Genomic DNA, 20,603 nt, shown 5'->3' on the forward strand with positions numbered 1-20,603 from the left:
GCGTACCGTGGCAGCCACCCCATGCCGCCCCGCACCGCCCCGCCCGCACCGGACCGCCCCGCACCTCACCTCACCGCACCGCCCGGCACCGCGCCATCCGGAGACGGGCGACCTCGAGAACACCCGCACACTGGGAGCGACACCATGACCCCGCCCATATCCAGCGAGACGGTAACCGCCGAGCGGATCCGCACGGACCGTCTCACGCTCAACGTCCTGTCAGTCCCCGGATCGTCGGGCGAGCCGGTGCTGTTCGTGCACGGCAACGTCTCCTGCAGCGCGTTCTGGCGGTCCACGATGATCTCGCTCGGCGAGGGGTTCCAGCCGTACGCGGTGGATCTGCGGGGGTTCGGCGGCTCCGATCCCGAGCCGGTGGACGCGAGCCGGGGCGTGCGCGACTACTCCGATGACGTGCTCGCGCTGCTCGACCACCTCGGGCCCGTGCACCTCGTCGGGTGGAGCCTCGGCGGCGGGGTCGTCATGCAGGTCCTGCGCGACCGGCCGGCGGCGGTCCGAACCCTGACGCTGGTCAACCCCGTCTCGCCGTACGGCTTCGGCGGCACGACGGGCGTGGACGGCGTGCTCAACTCCCCCGACGGCGTGGGCTCCGGCGGCGGCGGGGCCAACCCCGAGTTCGTCCGGCTGCTGCGGGAGGGCGACCGCTCGGACGGCTCCCCGCTCTCGCCCCGGTCGGTGCTGCGCGCTACGTACGTCGCGCCCGGGACCGACCTCGGCGAGGAGGAGGACGCGTTCGTCGAGTCGATGCTGTCCACCCGGATCGGCGACGACCACTACCCCGGCGACGCCCTGCCCTCCGAGGCCTGGCCGAACCTCGCGCCCGGCAAGCGCGGCGTGCTCAACTCGATCGCGCCGACGAACTTCCGGATCGACGACCTGCACGAGATCGACCCCAAGCCGCCGATCCTGTGGATCAGAGGCGACCAGGACGTGATCGTGTCGGACACCTCGCTGTTCGACCTCGCGCATCTCGGCGCGATCGGGGCCGTGCCCGGCTGGGACGGCACGCCCGCCCAGCCGATGGTCACCCAGACGCGGGCCGTCCTGGAGCGCTACGGCGCCTACCGCGAGATGGTCGTCGAGGGCGCCGGCCACGGCCCGCACCTCGACCGGCCCGCCGAGTTCCGCGCGGCCCTGCTCGCCCACCTGCGGGGCTGATCCCCCTCTGATCCCCCTCTGATCCACGGGGCCGGTCCGTTCAGCGACGGTCGCGCAGCACCCGTACGGCGAGGCGGCGCAGCGGCGAGGGCGCCCGCGGCGGGGCTCCGGCGGGCAGGACGGACACCTGCCCGCCACGGCGGATCGTCAGCCCGAACAGCAGGTCGACGTCCTTCTGCCCGATCCGCAGGGCGGGCCGCCAGAGGCCGGGGCCGAGGCAGTCGTCCCCGCCGAGCCGGCTCACCGGCACCCGCGCGACGAGCTGCCCGGCCACCCGGCCGGGAATCCCCGGCTCGACCAGCGCGGGCACGACCATGCTGCGCCCGCGCCCGTCCTGCTCGCGCAGCACCAGCTCGGCCGGCGGGCCACCGCTCGGCGGCACGTACGGCACGGGCACGACGACGAAGACGTGCCCCTCCTGCCTGGCCACGGTGGCCCGGGACGAGACCAGCGCGATCGACTCGGGGAACGACCTCGGCTCCACGCACACGCCCAGCTCGCCGCGTTCGGACCAGCACGGCACCACCAGCCGTCCGGGCTCTCCGGCGAGGGCTCCCGCGCAGCTCGTCGCATGCGTGGGGCGGACGATCCTGGCCCGGCCCCCCGGCAGGCTCCGCAGGCGCACGTGGATCTCCCACAGCCCGGCGGGCAGCGGCCGGCCGAGGGCCGCCGAGCCGACGTCGAGACGCGCCTGGCCGTTCACCCAGACGCGCGCCTGTCCCTCGCCTCCCGCGTCCCGGCCTCCCGCGCCCTGACCTGCCGTGCCCTGACCTCGCGCGTCCTGACCTGCCGCGCCCTGACCTCGCGGGCCCCGGCCCGCCGTGCCCTGACCCACTGTCGCCTGGCCGACCGCGCAGGTGACCGGCAGTGCGTGGGTCACCCCGGTCTCCGCATGCCGTACGCAGACCTCCACCCGCGCCCGGCGCACCGCCTCGGTCACGTCGGCCTCCTCGTCGCCGAGCAGCCCGTCGAGCAGCCCATCCACGGCCGGAGGCGGCGTCCACAGCAGCCGGTCGTCGCGCTGCCGCAGCCACATCGGGCTCCCGCCCGCCCGCAGCACCTCGACGCTCACGTCGAGCAGGAGCGCGCCCCGGTCCCACCGGAGCCCGCGCAGTTCCGCGCTGATCCCGGTGCCGCGCGACGCCTCGGCGAGGGCGAGCAGCGCGTCGAGCCGGTCCTGCCGCAGCAGCGCCGTACGGGCGCGCAGGTGCGCGGGCAGGTGGACGTCGAGCTCCGGGGAAAACCGGTCGAGCGTGAACCGGCGCAGGAAGGAGAACAGGAGCATCCGCTCGTCGGGCTCGGCGGCGAGGAAGCGCGGCCCAGCGAGACGGCGCAGCCCGAGCGCCCGAAACCAGTGGGCCTGGAGCCGCCGGCGCTGTGGCCCCGGCTCCGTGCCTGCGTCGACCACGTCGAAGACCGCGTTCAGCCCGTCGAAGAGCGCCTCGGCGTCGAGCCGCTCCTCCCCCGCCGTCCCCGGGGCGGGCGGGCCGAGGTGGCAGCAGATCTCGCCGGACAGCACGGCGACCACCTTCGCGGCGAGGTACGCCCGGGTCACGAAGGCCTGCTCCGACAGCGGCCGGTCGGCGAAGCGGAGCGCGCCGGTCTCCAGGAACTCCCGGCTGAACAGCTTGTGCGCGGTCGGCAGCGCGAGGAGATGGTCGCGCAGCACGTCCGCCCGGTCGTGGTCGCGGGCGAACGCGGCCGGAGGCGGGCCCCCGTCGGCCAGCCTGCCGACCAGGACGTCGGCGTCGGTCTCCACCGCCCTGTCGTACATCCGCTCCAGCGCGTGCGGCTCCAGCCTGTCGTACTGGCCGAGCAGGTAGACGTACTCGCCGCGGGCCACCGACAGGCCGACGTTGCGCCCGCGCGCGGGCGAGCCGGTGTGGTCGAGGTGCAGGACCCGCACGTTTCCGCGCTGCCCGGCGATGGCGTCGAGCCGCCTGCGGGTCCCGTCCGTCGACCCGTCGTCGGCGAAGACGACCTCGTACTCGTCCGGCGGCAGCGACTGCTCCAGCACCGAACGCACGGCGGCGCCGAAGTCGTCGTTCGACAGCCCGGGGTTGGACACGGGCATAACCACGCTGACCTTCACACCCATGACGCCAAGGGTGCAGCGCGGGCCCCGCCGGACGCGCGGGCTTGCCGAAGGATCGACCAACCCTGACCAGAGTTTCGCGGAGCCGCCCGGTGTCTACGGCCGGGTGTCTAGTACCAGCCGGTGGACTGGGAGTGGGCCCAGGCGCCGCAGGGCGTCTTGTAGCGGCCGGCGATGTAGCCGAGGCCCCACTTGATCTGGGTCGCGGGGTTGGTCTGCCAGTCGGCGCCCGCGCTCGCCATCTTGCTGCCGGGGAGCGACTGGGGGATGCCGTACGCCCCGCTGTAGCGGTTCGCAGCCCGCTCGTTCCAGTGGCTCTCCCGGTCCCACAGCTTCTCCAGGCAGCCCCACTCGCCGCCCCAGCCGCGCGCCTCGGCCATCTGCTTGCCGAGGGCCTTGTTACTGCCGGGGTCGGGGGACGAACCGGGCGGGAAGTTCGCGGGGGGCAGGCCGCCGCCACCGGGGGCCTTCTCCACGATCTCGACCGGGTCGAGGACCTTCGTGCGGTCGCGGGCCTTCTCCAGCCGGTCCTTGCGCAGGGCCTGGACCGCGTTCTCCTTGAGCGTGTCGCCCTGGGGGTCGGGCGCGGCGGGGTCGAGGGCCAGGAAGTCGCCCGGCTCCAGTGGCTTGGCCGGCGCGTTCGAATGCTCGACGGCCGTGCGGACCGTGTAGAACGTCCCCCCGGCGAGCACGGCCACCGAGGCACCGAGGATCGCGATCCGCTTGGGTGTCAGCCAGCCAGGCCCGGATTGGCCGTTTCCGCCCCGCCGGGACCGGGGGGCGCGGGGGCGATCCTTCAACTGCTGACCAGAGCTCACGGCCACTGAGCTTGCCCTGTCCCGGGGGGTGGTCCGCAACCGAAACGTGGTACCTGTTTGGTGACGCCTTGACCCCACCACCGATCACATGCGCTTTCCCCGCCGATGTGATTTTCGTCACACCTCGTCCGATGACAACTCGGCATCGAGATTAGGACGAATAGGGGATTCATTGTGTACGTCGCATAATGACCAGGTGGCAGGCATTCTCCTGGTCGAAGACGACCCCTCGGTCCGCACCGGGCTCGAGCTCGCGCTCACCCGGCAGGGCCACGCCGTGACCGCGTACGCCACGGGCGAGGAGGCGCTCGACCACATCCGCACCCGGCGTCCCGAGATCGCGATCCTCGACGTCATGCTGCCGGGCATCGACGGCGTGGAGGTGTGCCGCCGCATCCGCAGGCTCGACCCTCTGCCGATCATCCTGCTCACCGCCCGGGGCGACGACCTCGACGTGGTGGTCGGGCTGGAGGCCGGCGCGGACGACTACGTGGTCAAGCCGGTCGAGCCGCGCGTCCTGGACGCCCGCATCCGGGCCATCCTGCGCCGGTTGGAGTCGGCCTCGCCCGACCGGCTCGTCTTCGGCGACCTGGTGATCGACCGCGGCGCGCTGAAGGTGAGCCTGGCCGGCCGGGAGATCCACCTCACCCCGACCGAACTGCGCCTGCTGCTCGAACTGGTCCGCCGTCCCGGCCAGGTCCTCACCCGCCGCTATCTCCTGCGCGCCGTCTGGGACCACACGCACGTGGCGGACTCCCGGCTGGTCGACGCCTGCGTGCAGCGCATCCGCGCCAAGGTCGAGCCGATGCCCGCCGATCCCGTCTACATCCACACCGTCCGCGGCTTCGGGTACCGCTTCAGCCCGCCATGACCTGGCTGCCCTCGGGGCTTCGGGGCCGACTGGTGATCACCTTCCTGCTGGTGGCGGTCACCGCGTCCGCCGTCGTCGCCGGCCTGGGTTATCAGATCGTCCGCCGCGGCCTGCTGGACCGCGCGGAGCGGAGCGCGGTCGCCGACGTACGCGAGATGCTGTCCAGGACCACCCTGCCGATCGGGGTGAGCGACGTGGTCTGGCCGAGCGACGCCACCGTCACCGAGGACGACCTCGGCCAGGTCGTGCACGCGCTGGAGGCGCCGGAACGCACCGTGATCGTGACGTACGGCGAACTCCTGCGGACCAGCCCCGGCTTCCTGTTCACCCTGGCCGACGTGCCCCGCGGGCTGCGCGAGCGGGCGGCCGGGCGGCTGGCCTTCCAGCGGGTGCTCCTCAGGCGCCGGCCGTGGCTGATCGTGGCCACCCAGATCCAGCGGGAGACCGGTCAGGGGGTGATGCGGCCGACCGGCCTGACGACGTACGTCTTCGTCCCGCTGTCGGAGGAGGACGCCGTCCTGTCCCGCCTGCGGACCGCCCTCGCGCAGGCCGGGGGGATCACCCTGGTGCTGGCGCTGACCCTGGCCCTGTTGTCGGCCCGGCGCGTGCTGCTGCCGGTGCGCCGGCTCGGCGCCGCCGCGCGGGCGCTGGGCTCGGGCGACCTGCACGTCCGGCTGCCCGTACGCGGCAGGGACGAACTGGCGGAGCTGACCGCGACGTTCAACGAGACGGCGGCGGCGCTGGAGGAGACGGTCGGCGAGCTGCGGACGCTGGAGTCGATGTCGCGCCGGTTCGTCGCCGACGTCTCCCACGAGCTGCGCACCCCGCTGACCGCGATGACGGCGGTGACCGACATGCTCTCCGAGGACGCCGAGAACCTGCCGGACGACGCCGGGGAGGCCGTCCGGATCGTCGTCCGCGAGATCGGCCGGCTCCGCGTGCTGGTCGAGCACCTCATCGAGATCAGCAGGCTGGACGCGGGCGCCGCCACGCTCCACCGGGAGACCGTCGACGTGGGCGACGCCCTGACCGACTGCCTGGAGATGCGGGGCTGGGCCGACAAGGTGAAGCTCACCGTGCCCGTCGGCCTCACCTTCTCGCTGGACATCCGGAGGTTCGACGTGATCGTGGCCAACTTCGTCGGCAACGCGCTCAACCACGGCGCGCCGCCCGTCGTGGTCACCGCCCGGGTGCGCGTCCGCCCGGACGCGTCGAGGGGCCTGGAGGTGACGGTGCGCGACCACGGGAGCGGCATCCCCGAGCACGTCCTCCCGCACGTCTTCGAGCGCTTCTACAAGGCGGGCGCCGACCGGGCGCGCAGCGTGGGCAGCGGCCTCGGGCTGGCCATCGCCAGGGCCAACGCCGAGTTGCACGACGGCTCGGTCACGGCCGAGCGACGCGAGCCCGGCATCCTCTTCCGGCTGTGGATCCCCACGCCATGACCGGCATCGGGACCGGCGTCGGCAACGGCATCGGCAACGGCGTCGGAAACGGCCGGGGACGGCGCCCGCGGGCCGGGACGGCGGGCCGGCGCACGACCCTGCTCTCAGCCCTGCTCTCAGCCCTGCTGGCGGCACTGCTGGCGGCACTGCTGGCGGCGTCCGCGGCCTGCGGGGTCGTGCCGAGCGAGGTGGTCGACGCCGGCCCGGCGCCGGCCATCAGCGGCACCCCGACCCTCGTCACGATCTACCTGCTGCGGGACGGCAAGCTGCGGCCCGCCCGGGTCGCGGCGCGCTCCGCCCACGTCAACGACGTCCTCGACGCGTTGTTCAAGGCCAGCGGACGGCCCGCGAACCGCCTGTCCACCGCGCTGACCGGGCTCTCGCCGGCCCAGACGCAACTCGTCAGGTACTCGCCGTACGAGGGCAGCCGCAACGACCCGGACAGCTCGCTGAGCCTGCGCCTGCGGCTGTTCGTCAGCGGGCTGAAGATCTCCAGGGCGGCCATGGCCCAGATCACCTGTACGGCCCGGCTGAGCCCGGAGGTCTGGGTCGTGGAGATCGCCCACGTGACTCCCGGCAGGAGCGGGCGGCTGAAGGCCCACACCTGCCGGGAGTACTGGGACCTGGCCCCCGAGGACGGCCAGCTCCCCCCCTGACGGGGTCAGAGCGTGATGTTCTCCAGCATCTCGGTCACCAGGGCCGCGATCGGCGACCGCTCGGACCGGGTCAGCGTGATGTGGGCGAACAGCGGGTGGCCCTTGAGCTTCTCCACCACCGCGAGCACGCCGTCGTGGCGGCCCACCCGCAGGTTGTCGCGCTGGGCGATGTCATGGGTGAGCACGACCCGGGAGTTGGCCCCGATGCGGGACAGCACGGTCAGCAGCACGCCGCGCTCCAGCGACTGCGCCTCGTCCACGATCACGAACGCGTCGTGGAGGGAACGGCCGCGGATGTGGGTCAGCGGCAGGACCTCCAGCATGCCCCGGTCGATGACCTCCTCGATGACCTCCGGAGTCGTCACCGCGCCCAGCGTGTCGTAGACCGCCTGGGCCCACGGGCCCATCTTGTCGTTCTCCGTGCCGGGCAGGTAGCCGAGCTCCTGGCCGCCCACGGCGTACAGGGGCCGGAAGACGATGATCTTGCGGTGCTGGCGGCGCTCCAGCACCGCCTCCAGGCCCGCGCACAGCGCGAGCGCCGACTTGCCGGTGCCCGCGCGGCCGCCCATCGAGACGATGCCGACGTCGGGGTCCATGAGCAGGTCGAGCGCGATCCGCTGCTCGGCGGACCGGCCGCGCAGCCCGAAGACCTCCCGGTCGCCCCGCACCAGCCGCACCGACTTGTCCGGCATGACGCGGCCGAGCGCCGAGCCGCGGCTCGACAGCAGCCGCAGGCCGGTGTGGCACGGCAGGTCGCGCGCCTCGTCGAGGTCGGTGGTGCCCGCCTCGAAGAGCGTGTCCATCTCCTCGGTGGTGACCTGGAGCTCCGCCATGCCGGTCCAGCCCGACTCGACCACCATGCCCGCGCGGTACTCCTCCGCGCTGAGGCCGATGGACGCGGCCTTGACCCGCATCGGCAGATCCTTCGACACAAGCACCACGTCCGCGCCCTCCGCCGCGAGGTTCTGGGCGACGGTCAGGATGCGGGTGTCGTTGTCACCCAGGCGGAACCCCGCCGGGAGGCAGGACGGATCACTATGGTTCAACTCGACTCGGATGGTCCCCTCGCCGATCGGCATGGGCTCATCCAGCCGTCCGTACCGCACCCTGAGGTCATCGAGGAAGCGAAGCGCCTCCCGGGCGAAGTAGCCGAGCTCCGGGTGGTGACGCTTGGCCTCCAGTTCCGTGATGACGACGATCGGGACGACGACCTCGTGCTCGGCGAAGCGGCTCAGCGCCGCCGGGTCGGCGAGCAGGACGGAGGTGTCCAGAACGTAGGTGCGGGATGTGGACGGGTTGCTCGAGGACACTGCCACGCGTTCTCCCCCGGGCGCCTGAGGCCGGCGCCCTGCCTTGACTGGTGGTGACCGGACCGGGCCCGTGACCTGCGAAGGCGGACCGGGCGTCCGGCCCTCCCCGCATGGTGGTCGCGCAAGGACGGGCCCTCTCCCGAGGTGGTGACCGCCGATCCTCTCGACGGCCGCTCAGCTACCACGGTACGTAACGAAAGTCCCCAGCCCAATAGGTTTGGCCTGGTTAAAAGGTGCTGGTCACGTACCGTCTCAGGAGCCGTACCGACGGTGTCGCGCGGCGTACGAGCGGAGCGCCCGCAGGAAGTCGACTCTGCGGAAGTCAGGCCAGTAGGCCTCGCAGAAGTAGAACTCGGAGTGGGCGCTCTGCCAGAGCAGGAATCCGGAGAGGCGCTGCTCTCCCGAGGTCCGGATGACGAGGTCGGGGTCGGGCAGGCCGCGCGTGTAGAGATGCTCCGCGATATGCTCCACGTCGAGGACCTCGACGAGGTCCTCGATGCTCGCGCCCTTGCTGGCGTGCTCCTGGAGGAGGGAGCGCACCGCATCAGCGATCTCACGTCTTCCTCCATACCCAACGGCAACGTTCACAATCAGGCCGGGGCGATGCGATGTGGTTTCTTTCGCGTCTTTGAGGACACGAGCCGTGTGATCGGGCAGAAGGTCGAGCGATCCCATCGGGTTGACGTGCCAGCCCTGGTCCACGAGATCCTGCACCAGGTTCTCGATGACCTGGAGCAGCGGCCCCAGCTCGGCCTGGTCCCTGGAGAGGTTGTCGGTGGACAGCAGCCACAGCGTGACGTAGCCGACCCCGGCCTCCCGGCACCACCCGAGCAGCTCGGAGATCTTGTCGGCGCCCTTCTGGTGGCCCCGGCTCACGTCCCGGAGACCCATGGCCCGCGCCCACCTGCGGTTGCCGTCGACGATGACGCCGACGTGCCGGGGAATCTGGGTGGAGGACAGCCTCCCTTCGAGCCTGCGCTCGTACAGCTTGTACACGAGATCGCGCATGCTCATGCGACCCTCTTCCTCACGACCGGTGGGGGGTTCGGTGACCAATTATCGCGGGCGGCGCGGCGTGCCCCGCCCGCTCTCCTCCGGCTTCCCCGGCCCGCGGGACGTACGCGTGACCGTCCGCGCGGGACGTACGCGTGACTCAGCCGAGCCGCTCGACCAGGGCGTGGTATTCGTCCCACAGCTCCTTCGGCATGTGGTCGCCGAAGGTCGCGAAGTGGGACGGGATCAGTGCCGCCTCCTCCCGCCACACCTCGGGGTCGACGCCGAGCAGCAGCTCCATGTCCTCGGGCGCGATGCCGAGGCCCTCGGTGTCGAGGGCGTCCGGCAGGTTGCCGATCGCCGAGGGCACGACGCCGGCCACGCCGTTCAGCCGGTCGACGATCCACTTGAGCACCCGGCTGTTCTCGCCGAAGCCCGGCCACAGGAAGCGGCCGTCCGCGTCCTTGCGGAACCAGTTCACGTAGTAGATCCTCGGCAGCTTCTCCGGGTCGGCCGACTCGCCGATCCTGATCCAGTGCGCGAAGTAGTCGCCCATGTTGTAGCCGCAGAACGGCAGCATCGCGAAGGGGTCGCGGCGCAGCTCGCCGACCCTGCCCTCGGCCGCCGCGGTCTTCTCCGACGCCACGTTGGCGCCCAGGAAGACGCCGTGCCGCCAGCTCAGCGACTCGGTCACCAGCGGCACGGCGGTCGCCCTGCGCCCGCCGAACAGGATGGCCGAGATCGGCACGCCGGCCGGGTCCTGCCACTCGGGGGCGATCGTCGGGCACTGCCCGGCCGGGGTGGTGAACCGGGCGTTCGGGTGGGCGGCGGGCTCGCCCGACTCCGGCGTCCAGTCACGGCCCTTCCAGTCGGTCAGGTGCGCGGGCGGCTCGTCGGTGAGGCCCTCCCACCAGACGTCGCCGTCGTCGGTCAGCGCGACGTTCGTGAAGACGCTGTTGCCCCACAGCGTCTCGATCGCGCCGGCGTTCGTGGTCTGGCCGGTCCCGGGCGCGACGCCGAAGAAGCCGGCCTCCGGGTTGATCGCGTGCAGCCGGCCGTCGGCGCCGAAGCGCATCCAGGCGATGTCGTCGCCGATCGTCTCGACCTTCCAGCCCGGGATCGTGGGCCGGAGCATGGCGAGGTTGGTCTTGCCGCAGGCCGACGGGAAGGCGGCCGCGATGTACCGCGCCTCGCCCTCCGGCGGCGTGAGCTTGAGGACCAGCATGTGCTCGGCCAGCCAGCCCTCGTCGCGGGCCATCACGCTGGCGATCCGCAGCGCGTAGCACTTCTTGCCCAGCAGCGCGTTGCCGCCGTAGCCCGAGCCGTACGACCAGATCTCGCGGGTCTCGGGGAAGTGGCTGATGTACTTGGTCGGGCTGCACGGCCACGGCACGTCGGCCTGGCCGTGCTCCAGCGGCGCCCCCACCGAATGCACCGCCCGAACGAAGTCCTTGCGCTCCTCGATGAGACGCAGCGCCTCCTCGCCCATCCTGGTCATGATCCGCATCGACACCACGACGTACGGCGAGTCGGTGATCTCCACGCCGAGCTGGGAGAGATCACCGCCCAGGGGGCCCATGCAGAACGGCACGACGTACATCGTCCGGCCCCGCATGCAGCCCCGGAACAGCGTGGCGAACGTCCCGCGCATCTCGTCCGGCGCGATCCAGTTGTTGGTCGGGCCCGCGTCCTCCTTGCGCTCGGAGCAGATGAACGTGCGGTCCTCCACCCGGGCGACGTCGCCCGGGTCCGAGGCCGCGTAGAAGCTGTTGGGACGCTTGACGAGCCGCCGGAAGGTGCCCTGCTCGACCAGAAGGTTGGTCAGGCGCGTCCACTCGGCCTCCGAACCGTCGCACCATTCGACGCGGTCCGGCTGGGTCAGCTCCGCGATCCGGCTCACCCAGGCGGCCAGATCGCTGTGAGTGGTGGGCGTCGGTGCATCTACTGAAATGGACACGGGGGCGGCTCCTTAATCTCTCAGGGCCTGAGCGTCATTCGCGGCGAACGGCTCCCGAAGCCAATTGGAGTAGACCATCGCGTTTCCACTCCCACTTAATTCGGTGCCATTCTCCAGCACGGTCCCCGACGGTATCCGCCCAGGCAGGGACCGTGATGTTGTGCGACCTTACCCACTCGGGGCCCTGTCGAAAAAACGTCTTTCCCCTCCTTACCCGCCTCACCGGCGTTACACATTGGTATAGACCGATCGCAATGGTTTAGACCTCTGCACGAATTGGTTCAGTCCAATCCGCCGGGGCCCTCCGCCCGGACGCGGTCGACGTGCTGGAGGGCATCGCGCAGGTCAGCGAGCCAGTTGTCGGTGTGCTTCCCGACCAGCCGGACGCACCAGGCCAGCGCGTCGCTGCGGCTGCGCGCCACACCCGCGGCGACCAGGGTGTCGAGCACCTGCCGCTCCGGCTGGCGCAGGCGGGTCATGACGGGCACGGAAAGAGTGGTGAACATCACTGTCTCACCCCCGGTGACGGCCCCCCAGGACACCTTGCGCCGGAAGCGGTGCTCGGCCTCGCGGGCGATCTCAATCCGGCGCTCGCGGGTCTCCTCGCGGAACCGCTCGACGTATCCCTCGACGGCCGCGGCCCGTTCGAGGTCGGGCAGCCCCTCGGCCACCGACAACGGCGGCAGCGTCCCGAGCACGGTGATCTCCTCGCGGTCCACGACCACCTCCGGCCGGCCGGCGAACCACGTCTCCGGCAGGCGGCCGGCGAACCACGTCTTCAACTCTTCTTCTGCATTCATGTAATCAAAATTACACCGCTTCCGCTCTTCATGGCGAGATCATGTCGCCGGTCTTCCGGCGAGCATCCCGGTCCGGATGAACGGCAGAATCGAGGCATGAGCTCACCGCGGCGCGCCGACCGGCAGGACGCCCCCTCCGTCCGCGCCGTGCCGGGGGGCCTTCGAGGCGATGGATCCGGAGGAACTGGACCAGACCCTCGCCCGGACCCGGCTGTCCACCTCGGTGCCCGCTCTGCGGGCGCGTACCGCGGAGGGACTGTTCGCCACGGTCGACATGCTCGCCGCGGCCGTCGCCGGGCGGTCCGGCCGCGATCCCGGCGACTTCGCCGTACGGACGCTCGCTGGGGCGGTCATGGGAGCCCTGATCACCGCCCTGTTCACCTGGGTCGACCAGGACGGCGCGACGCCGCTCCCAGCCCTGGTCGACGAGGCCCTCGGGCTCCTCGAAGCCGGCCTGCCGACGTAGGGCGCCCGTGGGGTCAGCGGACCCGGGCGGAGACCTGGGGGCTGACCCGGACGACCCCGGCGAGGTTCTTCGTGTAGACGTTCGCGATCCTCACGACGTCGCCGGTGTGCGGGGCGTGCAGCATCTTCCCGTTGCCCCAGTAGATGGCGACGTGCGAGATGTAGCCGGGGTTGGTCGGGTCGTTGCGCCAGAACAGCAGGTCGCCCGGCTGCGCCTGCGACAGCGGCACCTGCGGCCCGGTGACCCACTGCTGGTACGTCACCCGCGGCATCTTCACGCCCGCCTGCGCGTACGCCCACTGCACGAGCCCGGAGCAGTCGAAGCTATCCGGTCCCTCGGCGCCCCAGACGTACGGCCGGCCGAGCTTGCCGACGGCCGCCTCCAGCGCCACCTTGAGCTGGTCGGCGGACATGAACGCGGTCGACGGCCACACGGTGCGCCCCTTGGGCGTGACCACCACCGGGTTGATCGTGGCGACCTGGCTGCCCTTGGGCAGGATCTTCAGCAGGCTCCGGCGGAGCCCGGCCGAGTCGACCTTCGGCGCGCTCACGACGAGGGCGTTGCCGTCCGGGACGCCGAGCGCCGCCGCCGTGTCCTTCGAGACGATCGCGGCGATCGAGCCCATGCCGACCGTGGCGTACGCGCCGATGCGCAGGCGCCTGCCGCCGCCCTCGACGACGGACCCGAGCTTGACGCCGCCGTCGTGGCCGAGCTCGAAGGAGACCGCCATGTCCCCGGCCGCGATGTTGCGCCACAGCCCGTCGGTGCCGGCCGTCACCTTCGGCGTGTACGCGCGGAACGTCGACGGGTCGACGCCCATCGTCTGCACGCGCTTGCCGTCCACGGTCACGTCGGCCGCGCCGGTCACCTCGGCGTCCGCCACGCCCTTGACCCGGCGCACCTTCTCGACCAGTTCGGCGGGCAGCGGCCGCTCGGCCACCACGAACAGGTGCGGGCGGATCAGGCGCTCCAGCGGCGCCACCTGCGCGGCCGCCGGGCTCTCCGGCGATCCCGCGGCCGGGCCCGCCGCCGGGTCGGGGGCCGTTCCGGGTGCCGTCGCGGCGCGGTCCTGCCGCGCCGCCGCCACGTAACCGTGGCCCGCACGCCGCTGGGAGACCGCCGCGGTCACATCGGGGTTCGCCGCGTCCGACGTGAGCTCGCCGAGCGCGAGGACGTCGGCCGCCAGCACGCACGCGAGCAGCACGGCGATGAAGGGGACCGTCCTGCGCAACCCGGCGCCCCGCCGCGCGTGGCCCCGCCGGGGAAGGCGCGGCCGGTACGCGAGGTCCTGACGCGCCTCGAACACGACTGTGGCGAGTTTCCTGCGGACACGGGTGGATAAGCGCGCTCGGCGTTCGAGCACGATCTCCCCCTTCCGCAGTGAATGCTTCGTTCCACGACGAGACTGCCGTACGGCCGGGAATACCGCAATCGATTGCAGAATTCCCGGCCGGGGCGAAAAGGGACAAGACCTGTGGGCCACGGCCCCTGGATGCCGACTAGTTGCCGACGTACGGCACGGCCTCGAGGATCTCGACGCTGTTCTGCCTGCCGTTGGGCATCGTGTAGGTCGCCTGCTCGCCGATCTTCTTACCGTTGATCGCGGACCCGAGGGGAGAGTTCGGCGAGTAGACGTCGATCGGAGCGCCGCTCTCCTCGCGGGAGGCCAGCAGGAAGGTGACCTCCTCGTCGTCGCCGTCGAAGCGGACCGTCACGGTCATGCCGGGTCCGACGATGCCTTCGGCGCGGGGAGCCTCACCGACCTTGGCGCTGTCCAGGATCTGCCGGAGGTGGAAGATGCGGGCCTCCATCTTGCCCTGCTCGTCCTTGGCGGCGTGGTAGCCACCGTTCTCCTTGAGGTCACCCTCTTCCCGGGCGGCTTCGATCTTCTTGGCGATGTCCGTGCGACCCGGGCCCGAAAGGTACTCGAACTCCTCCTTGAGGCGGTCGTACGCCTCTTGCGTCAGCCAGGTGACGTTGTCGTTCTGGGAGACGGCCACGGGCTCTCCTTGTTTCCGTAAGTGACTCGAAAGGCTAACGAGTTAACGCCTTCGAACGCTTCCCCAAAGATTCCACTATACGAGATCGCAGTAGTCGACATGTACCGCCGTGGCCTGCGCGCTTGTTCTCACCCGCTCGGTGAACTCGAGGTCCGACCGGCCCCGCGGGACGTCCACCTCGCGGCTGCCGACCTCCAGATGCCTGGTGTCGAGTGCCTGGATCCGGCACGTCGCCGCCCGGCCGGCGGGCTTGTGCACGGTGAACGTTATTACGGCGGAGTCCGGAGCGCTCGCGTCGAAGGTGATCACCTGGGCGCTGACGACCGGGTTCCCGTTCGCGCGGAGCATGACGTAGCCCCAGCCGCCCGCGATCAGCGCCACGACCAGCGCCATCACGACGTACGGCACCAGCCGGCCGGGCCGCGCCGGGCGCGGCGCGAACTCGTCCGGCGTGCCGAGCACCGGTCGTGTCCCCCCGCCGCCGGCCTCATCCGTGGGCATCGCGGAATCTCCCTGAGGATTGTCGGTGTTGTGCGAGACGATCGTCCGCACCGGGACCGTGCCGGCGCGGGCCATGCCGGTCCGGTACGCACGGTCACTTAGAAGCTAACCTCTTTGACAGCCAGAGGACACCATGAGGAGAGCCGTGAGCGCACCGTTGAGGCTGATGGCCGTGCACGCGCACCCCGACGACGAGTCGAGCAAGGGTGCCGCCACGATGGCCCGCTACGTCGCGGAGGGCGCGGAGGTCCTCGTCGTCACCTGTACGGGCGGTGAACGCGGCTCGATCCTCAATCCCAAGATGGACCGGCCCGACATCCTCGAGAACATGGGCGAGGTGCGCCGGCAGGAGATGGAGAAGGCCCGCGAGATCCTCGGCGTGCGGCAGCGCTTCCTCGGGTTCGTCGACTCCGGACTGCCGGAGGACGAGAACGAGCCGCTGCCGGAGGGCTGCTTCGCGCTCCAGTCGCTGGAGGCGGCCTCCGCGCCGCTCGTCGCCGCCGTGCGGGAGTTCCGGCCGCACGTGATCCTCACGTACGACGACAACGGCGGCTACCCGCACCCGGACCACATCAAGACCAACCGGGTGTCGGTCGAGGCGTTCGAGGCGGCGGGTGACCCCGACCGCTACCCGGGCACCGGCGAGCCGTGGCAGCCGCTGAAGCTCTACTACCACATGGGCTTCACCAGGGAGCGGTTCGAGGCGCTGCACAACGCGATGACCGAGCGCGGCATCGGCTCGCCGTACGCCGACTGGATCGCCCGCTGGGAGGACCGCCCGGAGAAGTGGGAGGTCACGACCAGGGTGCCGTGCGCGGACTACTTCGAGCTCCGCGATCTCGCCCTGCTCGCGCACGCCACCCAGGTCGACCCCGACGGCTTCTGGTTCGTCTGCCCGAGGGATCTCCAGGAGGAGATCTGGCCGACCGAGGACTACCACCTCGCGCGGTCGCTGGTGGACACCACGCTGCCGGAGGACGACCTGTTCACGGGGATCCACGCGGAGGCCGCCCCTGCCCGCTCGTAAGCTGGACGGGTGGACGCAAACAGTTACGGGCCGGGTCTCCTGGGCTTCCTCGTCGTCGCCGCGATCGGCGTCGCCCTGTTCCTCCTGCTGAAGAACATGAACAAGCAGATGAAGAAGATCCAGGTGCCGGACGACCGCCGGGAGGACGAACGGCCCGGGAACGGACCGGACGCGTGAGCGCGGCCGTCGAGGTCGTCGCCGACCCGGCCGCGTCGCGCTACGAGATCCTGGTCGACGGGGTGGTCGCCGGGTTCGCGCAGTACCGGATGCGGGACGGGGCGATGGTCTTCACGCACACCGAGGTGCGCGGCGAGTACGAGGGCCGGGGGCTGGGCGGCCACCTGGTGGGCGCCGCCCTCGACGGCGCGCGTACGGCAGGGCTGAGCGTGGTGCCCCTGTGCTCGTTCGTGGCCTGGTTCATCCAGCGGCACCCTGAGTACCGCGACCTGGTGGACGCTGCCGGGTGAGCCGTCCGTCAGTCGGGCAGGGCGGGGCCGGAGGACCAGGCGCGCTCCAGCGCCTTGGGCAGGCCCCACCAGCCGAGCGGGGTCAGCACCTCCGCCCGGTCCACGATGCCGAGATGCGCCCACAGCGGGGTGACCGCCGTGAACAGCATCTCCGTCGCCTCCAGGTCCTCCGGCTCGTCCGGGTCGACGTCGACGTCCTCGGAGTCGGCGATGAACCGGGCGATCCGCTCCGGTGAGGCGAGCACGCCGGGGCCGTACCGGACGAGGGTGATCACCGAGGCGAGCCAGTCGGCGTGGTGGATGGCGCACAGCGAGGCCAGTATCGAGTCCTCGTGACTGAGATCGCCCTCCATGTCGAAGAACCGGGCGGCGTCCTCCTCGTCCGGGAGGTCGGAGATCGGCGCGGCGATCCCGGCGGCGACCGTGAGCCACAGGTCCTCGTCCCGTTCCGGCAGGTCGCCCTCCTCCAGGCCGGCGCACGCGCGCAGCACGTTGCCGGGATAGCCGGGCCGGCCCAGCGTGACGCGCAGCCGCCGGGCGGCCATGCGGAGGTCGGCCTCGGGGAAGGGCGGCTCGGGCAGGTCGTCGAGCACCCGCCGCAACTCGCTCAGCGCGAAGGCCTCCTCCTCGTCCCAGGCGGCGTACAGCTCCTTGTCCTGCTCGTCGTTGACCACGACGTTGGGCACCCGGCCGTCGGGAAGCGGCGTACCGAGCCAGTTTTCCTGGAGTTCCTCGTAGGCGTGGCGAGCCCCGGGGTCTCCGGCGGCCAGCGCGTCCGCGTCGATCTCCCCGGCCGCCAGCCGCTCCTCCAGGAACTCGACCAGCCGCTCGTACATCTCGGTGGCCACCGGGCCGCGCTCGCTCTCCTCGGGCCACAGGAAGTAGCTGCGGGTGAGCATGATCGGCTCGGTGCCGCTGGACTCCAGCCAGCGCTGCACGTCGCCCACCGTGGCGACGCCCGACTCGATGCTGGTCAGCACCGCCTTCGCGGACTCCCAGAACGTGACCGACAGCGGATTGCCCGCGGCGAGCAACTGCCGCCGCAGGTCGGGAAGGGCGACCAGAGCCTGCCCGGAGGGCACAGCCAGCAGCACCCGGGCGACGTCCCGCCGCGTCATGACGGCCGCCGGGCGCCCCGAGTGCCTGACCGCGAAGTCCAGATCCAAGCCCACGTCCTGTGAGCCTACGCCCGGACGCGCCCGAACACATCCCCACGTTCTCCCCGCGCGTTCTCCAGGGTCCGTTCCGCCGAACCCGGCCACCGCCCCGGAGTCCGCCCGCCGGGCCCAGTTCTTCGCGGAGTTGCTGGAAGCTCAGCAGGGGCCGGAACTCGACGGCGTGCTCACGGCCTGGTGGGGGCGAGCGATGCTCGACACCGATCCCCAGCGTGACCGTATCCGCGCGGCCGCGTAGGGCCTTTCTGAGCGTGTGAGAGTCTGGCCATATGAACCGGCTGGGCGGCCGGATGACGCGGGTGACTCTGAAGCTCGTCCGCTGCGCATTACCCTGGTCGGGAGCGACGAAAGGCGGTGTCGATGGGCGCTCAACCCGTCCACCAGCATTCGGCCGAAGCGCCGCGTGTGCCCCGCACCATCGGTGGGATCTCCGACGCGCTCCGAGGCGCCCGTCGGGCCCAGTTCTTCGCGGAGTTGCTGGAAGCTCAGCAGGGGCCGGAACTCGACGGCGTGCTCACGGCCTGGTGGGGGCGAGCGATGCTCGACACCGATCCCCAGCGTGACCGTATCCGCGCGGCCGCCGAGACGGGTTCGCTTCCTACCACCACGATGGACGACATCTCCCGCCGTAGGCAGGAGCGCGGCCGCGTAGTGCTTTTCTGAGCGTGTGAGAGGCTGGCGATATGAACCGGCTGGGCGGCGAGACCTCTCCTTACCTCCTGCAGCACGTGGACAACCCGGTGGACTGGTTTCCGTGGGGCGAGGAGGCGTTCGCGGAGGCGCGCAGGCGCGACGTCCCCCTGCTGATCAGCGTCGGCTACTCGGCGTGTCACTGGTGTCATGTCATGGCGCACGAGTCGTTCGAGGACGAGCCCACCGCGCGGCAGATGAACGAGCTGTTCGTCAACGTGAAGGTCGACCGCGAGGAACGCCCCGACGTGGACGCCGTCTACATGGGCGCGGTCCAGGCGATGACCGGGCAGGGCGGCTGGCCGATGACGGTGTTCGCCACGCCGGAGGGGCATCCGTTCTACGCCGGGACCTACTTTCCCCGGCCGCACCTCCACCGGCTGCTGCAGGCCGTCTCGGAGGCCTGGCGGCAGGACCGGGAGGGTGTGCTGAGCCAGGGCGCGAAGGTGGTGGAGGCACTCGGCGAGCAGACCGGGGTGCCGTCGGGCCCGCTGCCGGACGCCGGCACGCTCGCCCTCGCCGTACGGAACCTCGCGGAGGGCTTCGACGAACGGCGGGGCGGCTTCGGCGGGGCGCCGAAGTTCCCGCCGTCCATGGTCCTTGAGTTCCTGCTGCGGCACGGCACGCCCGAGGCGGTCTCCATGGCCGAGGCGACCATGGAGGCCATGGCCAGGGGCGGCCTGTACGACCAGCTCGGCGGCGGCTTCGCCCGCTACTCCGTCGACGCCGACTGGGTGGTGCCGCACTTCGAGAAGATGCTGTACGACAACGCGCTGCTGCTGCGGGTCTACGCCCACTGGTGGCGTGCGACGGGCTCGGTCCTCGCCCGGCGGGTGGCCCTGGAGACCGCCGAGTGGCTGCTGCGGGAGATGCGGACCCCGGAGGGCGGCTTCGCCTCGGCCCTCGACGCCGACAGCGAGGGGGCGGACGGCGCCCACGGCGAGGGCCTGTTCTACGTCTGGACGCCGGAGCAGCTTCGCGAGGTCCTCGGAGAGGACGACGGCGCCTGGGCGGCCTCGGTGTTCGAGGTCACGGGCACGTTCGAGCACGGCACGTCGGTGCTCCAGCTTCTGGCGGACCCCGATGATCCGGAGCGGTTCGACCGGATCCGTACGTCCCTGCGCGCCGCCCGGGAACGGCGCCCGCGGCCGGGCCGGGACGACAAGATCGTGGCCTCGTGGAACGGGCTGGTGATCGCCGCCCTCGCCGAGGCGGGCGCGCTGTTCGAGCGGCCCGTGCTGGTGGACGCCGCGCGGGAGGCGGCCGTGCTGCTCGACGACCTGCACACGGTGAGCCGCGGCCCGGCCCGGCTGCTGCGCACCTCACGCGACGGCCGGGCGGGCACCAACGCCGGCATGCTGGAGGACTACGCGAACGCGGCGGAAGGCTTCATCGCCCTCTACGGCGTCACCGGCGAGAGCCGCTGGTTCCACCGGGCGGGCGACCTGCTGGAGACCATCCTCACCCGGTTCCCCGACGGCTCCGGGGGGTTCTACGACGCCCCGGACGACGGCGAGCGGCTGTTCCAGCGGCCCGCGGACCCCACCGACAACGCCACGCCGTCCGGGCGGTTCGCGGCGGCGGGCGCGCTGCTGTCGTACGCCGCGCTGACCGGTTCGGCCCGGCACCGGGAGGCGGCCGAGGCCGCGCTCGGCGCGGTCTCCACGCTGGCCGGGCGGTACGCCCGCTTCGCGGGATGGGGCCTCGCGGTGGCGGAGGCGGCCCTGCGCGGGCCCGCCGAGGTGGCGATCGTCGGCCCGCCCGGCGATGCCCGCACCCGCGCGTTGCACCGGGCGGCCCTGCTGTCCGGCGCGCCAGGCCTGGTGGTCGCGCTCGGCGACGGATCCGCCGGCAACGGATCGGCAGGCGCCGGATCAGGAGACGCCGGATCAGGAGAAGCCGGGTCGGTGGACGTGCCGCTGCTGGAGGGGCGCGGCATGATCGGCGGTTCGCCCGCCGCCTACGTGTGCCGCCGCTTCACCTGCCGGGCGCCGGTCACCACCCCCGCCGAGCTACGGGCCGAACTGGCCAACTGACGCGGGGCCGACGCCCGCTGCCGATCGCCTCCGCCGCGTCGACCGGAGCGGCACCTCGCGGCGTCCCTCACCCGGCATCCTCTTCACCCATGGCTGGACACCGCTCCGTCCGGGCGAATCCTC

Annotated in this window: 20 protein-coding genes; 10 read left to right on the forward strand and 10 right to left on the reverse strand. The window is 71.8% G+C overall.

Annotated elements, in window-relative coordinates; all coding sequences use genetic code 11:
- The first annotated feature begins 144 nt into the window (after positions 1-144).
- Positions 145-1,176 carry an alpha/beta fold hydrolase gene (locus OG344_RS04110; protein ID WP_405087038.1) on the forward strand — a complete coding sequence of 344 codons (1,032 nt, stop codon included), beginning with the start codon at positions 145-147 and terminating at the stop codon, positions 1,174-1,176.
- Positions 1,177-1,216: 40 nt separating this feature from the next.
- Here the strand turns inward: OG344_RS04110 and OG344_RS04115 are convergent, their stop codons facing one another.
- Positions 1,217-3,274 carry a glycosyltransferase family 2 protein gene (locus tag OG344_RS04115; RefSeq protein ID WP_405087039.1) on the reverse strand — a complete coding sequence of 686 codons (2,058 nt, stop codon included), beginning with the start codon at positions 3,272-3,274 and terminating at the stop codon, positions 1,217-1,219.
- Positions 3,275-3,381: 107 nt separating this feature from the next.
- A complete protein-coding gene (locus tag OG344_RS04120) occupies positions 3,382-3,969 on the reverse strand; it encodes a lytic transglycosylase domain-containing protein (RefSeq protein ID WP_405087040.1) in 588 nt (195 codons plus the stop codon).
- 316 nt (positions 3,970-4,285) lie between these two features.
- Here OG344_RS04120 and OG344_RS04125 point away from each other — a divergent pair, with 316 nt between their 5' ends.
- The 3 genes from OG344_RS04125 to OG344_RS04135 are packed head-to-tail and all read left to right on the forward strand — an operon-like array spanning position 4,286 to position 7,058.
- A complete protein-coding gene (locus OG344_RS04125; protein ID WP_327047913.1) occupies positions 4,286-4,960 on the forward strand; it encodes a response regulator transcription factor in 675 nt (224 codons plus the stop codon).
- Positions 4,957-6,402, forward strand: coding sequence for a sensor histidine kinase (locus OG344_RS04130; protein ID WP_405087041.1), 1,446 nt, complete (start codon positions 4,957-4,959; stop codon positions 6,400-6,402). The genes OG344_RS04125 and OG344_RS04130 overlap by 4 nt, the downstream gene beginning before the upstream one ends.
- Positions 6,399-7,058, forward strand: coding sequence for a hypothetical protein (locus OG344_RS04135; protein WP_405087042.1), 660 nt, complete (start codon positions 6,399-6,401; stop codon positions 7,056-7,058). The genes OG344_RS04130 and OG344_RS04135 overlap by 4 nt, the downstream gene beginning before the upstream one ends.
- A gap of 5 nt (positions 7,059-7,063) precedes the next feature.
- On the opposite strand, the gene OG344_RS04140 is transcribed toward OG344_RS04135, so the two are convergent.
- The 4 genes from OG344_RS04140 to OG344_RS04155 form a co-directional block, all read right to left on the reverse strand.
- Positions 7,064-8,374: a PhoH family protein gene (locus OG344_RS04140; RefSeq protein WP_327047916.1), complete on the reverse strand. Its 1,311-nt coding sequence runs from the start codon at positions 8,372-8,374 to the stop codon at positions 7,064-7,066.
- Positions 8,375-8,620: 246 nt separating this feature from the next.
- The gene (locus OG344_RS04145; RefSeq protein ID WP_327047917.1) at positions 8,621-9,382 is read right to left on the reverse strand and encodes an isoprenyl transferase; all 762 of its coding nucleotides are present in this window, start codon (positions 9,380-9,382) and stop codon (positions 8,621-8,623) included.
- 139 nt (positions 9,383-9,521) lie between these two features.
- The gene (locus tag OG344_RS04150; protein ID WP_405087043.1) at positions 9,522-11,318 is read right to left on the reverse strand and encodes a phosphoenolpyruvate carboxykinase (GTP); all 1,797 of its coding nucleotides are present in this window, start codon (positions 11,316-11,318) and stop codon (positions 9,522-9,524) included.
- A 281-nt stretch (positions 11,319-11,599) separates the two neighbouring features.
- Positions 11,600-12,118, reverse strand: a complete 519-nt coding sequence (locus OG344_RS04155) for a hypothetical protein (RefSeq protein WP_405087044.1) — start codon at positions 12,116-12,118, stop codon at positions 11,600-11,602.
- A 169-nt stretch (positions 12,119-12,287) separates the two neighbouring features.
- On the opposite strand from OG344_RS04155, the gene OG344_RS04160 reads away from it, so the two are divergent.
- Positions 12,288-12,584 carry a hypothetical protein gene (locus OG344_RS04160; RefSeq protein ID WP_405087045.1) on the forward strand — a complete coding sequence of 99 codons (297 nt, stop codon included), beginning with the start codon at positions 12,288-12,290 and terminating at the stop codon, positions 12,582-12,584.
- Positions 12,585-12,597: 13 nt separating this feature from the next.
- On the opposite strand, the gene OG344_RS04165 is transcribed toward OG344_RS04160, so the two are convergent.
- The 3 genes from OG344_RS04165 to OG344_RS04175 all read right to left on the reverse strand — a co-directional run bounded on the left by OG344_RS04165 (position 12,598) and on the right by OG344_RS04175 (position 15,085).
- The gene (locus OG344_RS04165; protein ID WP_327047921.1) at positions 12,598-13,947 is read right to left on the reverse strand and encodes a C40 family peptidase; all 1,350 of its coding nucleotides are present in this window, start codon (positions 13,945-13,947) and stop codon (positions 12,598-12,600) included.
- Between the two features lie 136 nt (positions 13,948-14,083).
- Positions 14,084-14,584 carry a transcription elongation factor GreA gene (gene greA, locus OG344_RS04170; RefSeq protein ID WP_327047922.1) on the reverse strand — a complete coding sequence of 167 codons (501 nt, stop codon included), beginning with the start codon at positions 14,582-14,584 and terminating at the stop codon, positions 14,084-14,086.
- Positions 14,585-14,659: 75 nt separating this feature from the next.
- Positions 14,660-15,085, reverse strand: a complete 426-nt coding sequence (locus OG344_RS04175) for a DUF4307 domain-containing protein (RefSeq protein WP_327047923.1) — start codon at positions 15,083-15,085, stop codon at positions 14,660-14,662.
- A gap of 145 nt (positions 15,086-15,230) precedes the next feature.
- On the opposite strand from OG344_RS04175, the gene mca reads away from it, so the two are divergent.
- The 3 genes from mca to OG344_RS04190 are packed head-to-tail and all read left to right on the forward strand — an operon-like array spanning position 15,231 to position 16,579.
- Positions 15,231-16,112 (forward strand): mycothiol conjugate amidase Mca, encoded by an 882-nt coding sequence (mca, locus tag OG344_RS04180; protein ID WP_405087046.1) that lies wholly within the window; start codon positions 15,231-15,233, stop codon positions 16,110-16,112.
- A 9-nt stretch (positions 16,113-16,121) separates the two neighbouring features.
- Complete coding sequence (locus OG344_RS04185) at positions 16,122-16,289, forward strand: hypothetical protein (protein WP_327047925.1); 168 nt, start codon at positions 16,122-16,124, stop codon at positions 16,287-16,289.
- On the forward strand, positions 16,286-16,579 hold the full coding sequence (locus tag OG344_RS04190) for a GNAT family N-acetyltransferase (protein ID WP_327047926.1): 294 nt from the start codon (positions 16,286-16,288) through the stop codon (positions 16,577-16,579). Before OG344_RS04185 ends, OG344_RS04190 begins: the two co-directional genes overlap by 4 nt.
- A gap of 8 nt (positions 16,580-16,587) precedes the next feature.
- Here OG344_RS04190 and OG344_RS04195 read toward each other — a convergent pair whose 3' ends face one another.
- Entirely contained in the window at positions 16,588-17,751 is a 1,164-nt protein-coding gene (locus tag OG344_RS04195) for a hypothetical protein (RefSeq protein ID WP_327047927.1), read from the reverse strand.
- Positions 17,752-18,114: 363 nt separating this feature from the next.
- On the opposite strand from OG344_RS04195, the gene OG344_RS04200 reads away from it, so the two are divergent.
- Both OG344_RS04200 and OG344_RS04205 read left to right on the forward strand, forming a co-directional pair.
- On the forward strand, positions 18,115-18,417 hold the full coding sequence (locus tag OG344_RS04200) for a hypothetical protein (RefSeq protein WP_405087047.1): 303 nt from the start codon (positions 18,115-18,117) through the stop codon (positions 18,415-18,417).
- Positions 18,418-18,437: 20 nt separating this feature from the next.
- Entirely contained in the window at positions 18,438-20,480 is a 2,043-nt protein-coding gene (locus tag OG344_RS04205; RefSeq protein WP_405087048.1) for a thioredoxin domain-containing protein, read from the forward strand.
- Positions 20,481-20,603: the final 123 nt, after the last annotated feature.

It is taken from the genome of Microbispora sp. NBC_01389 (genome assembly GCF_045040095.1).
Lineage (GTDB): Bacteria > Actinomycetota > Actinomycetes > Streptosporangiales > Streptosporangiaceae > Microbispora.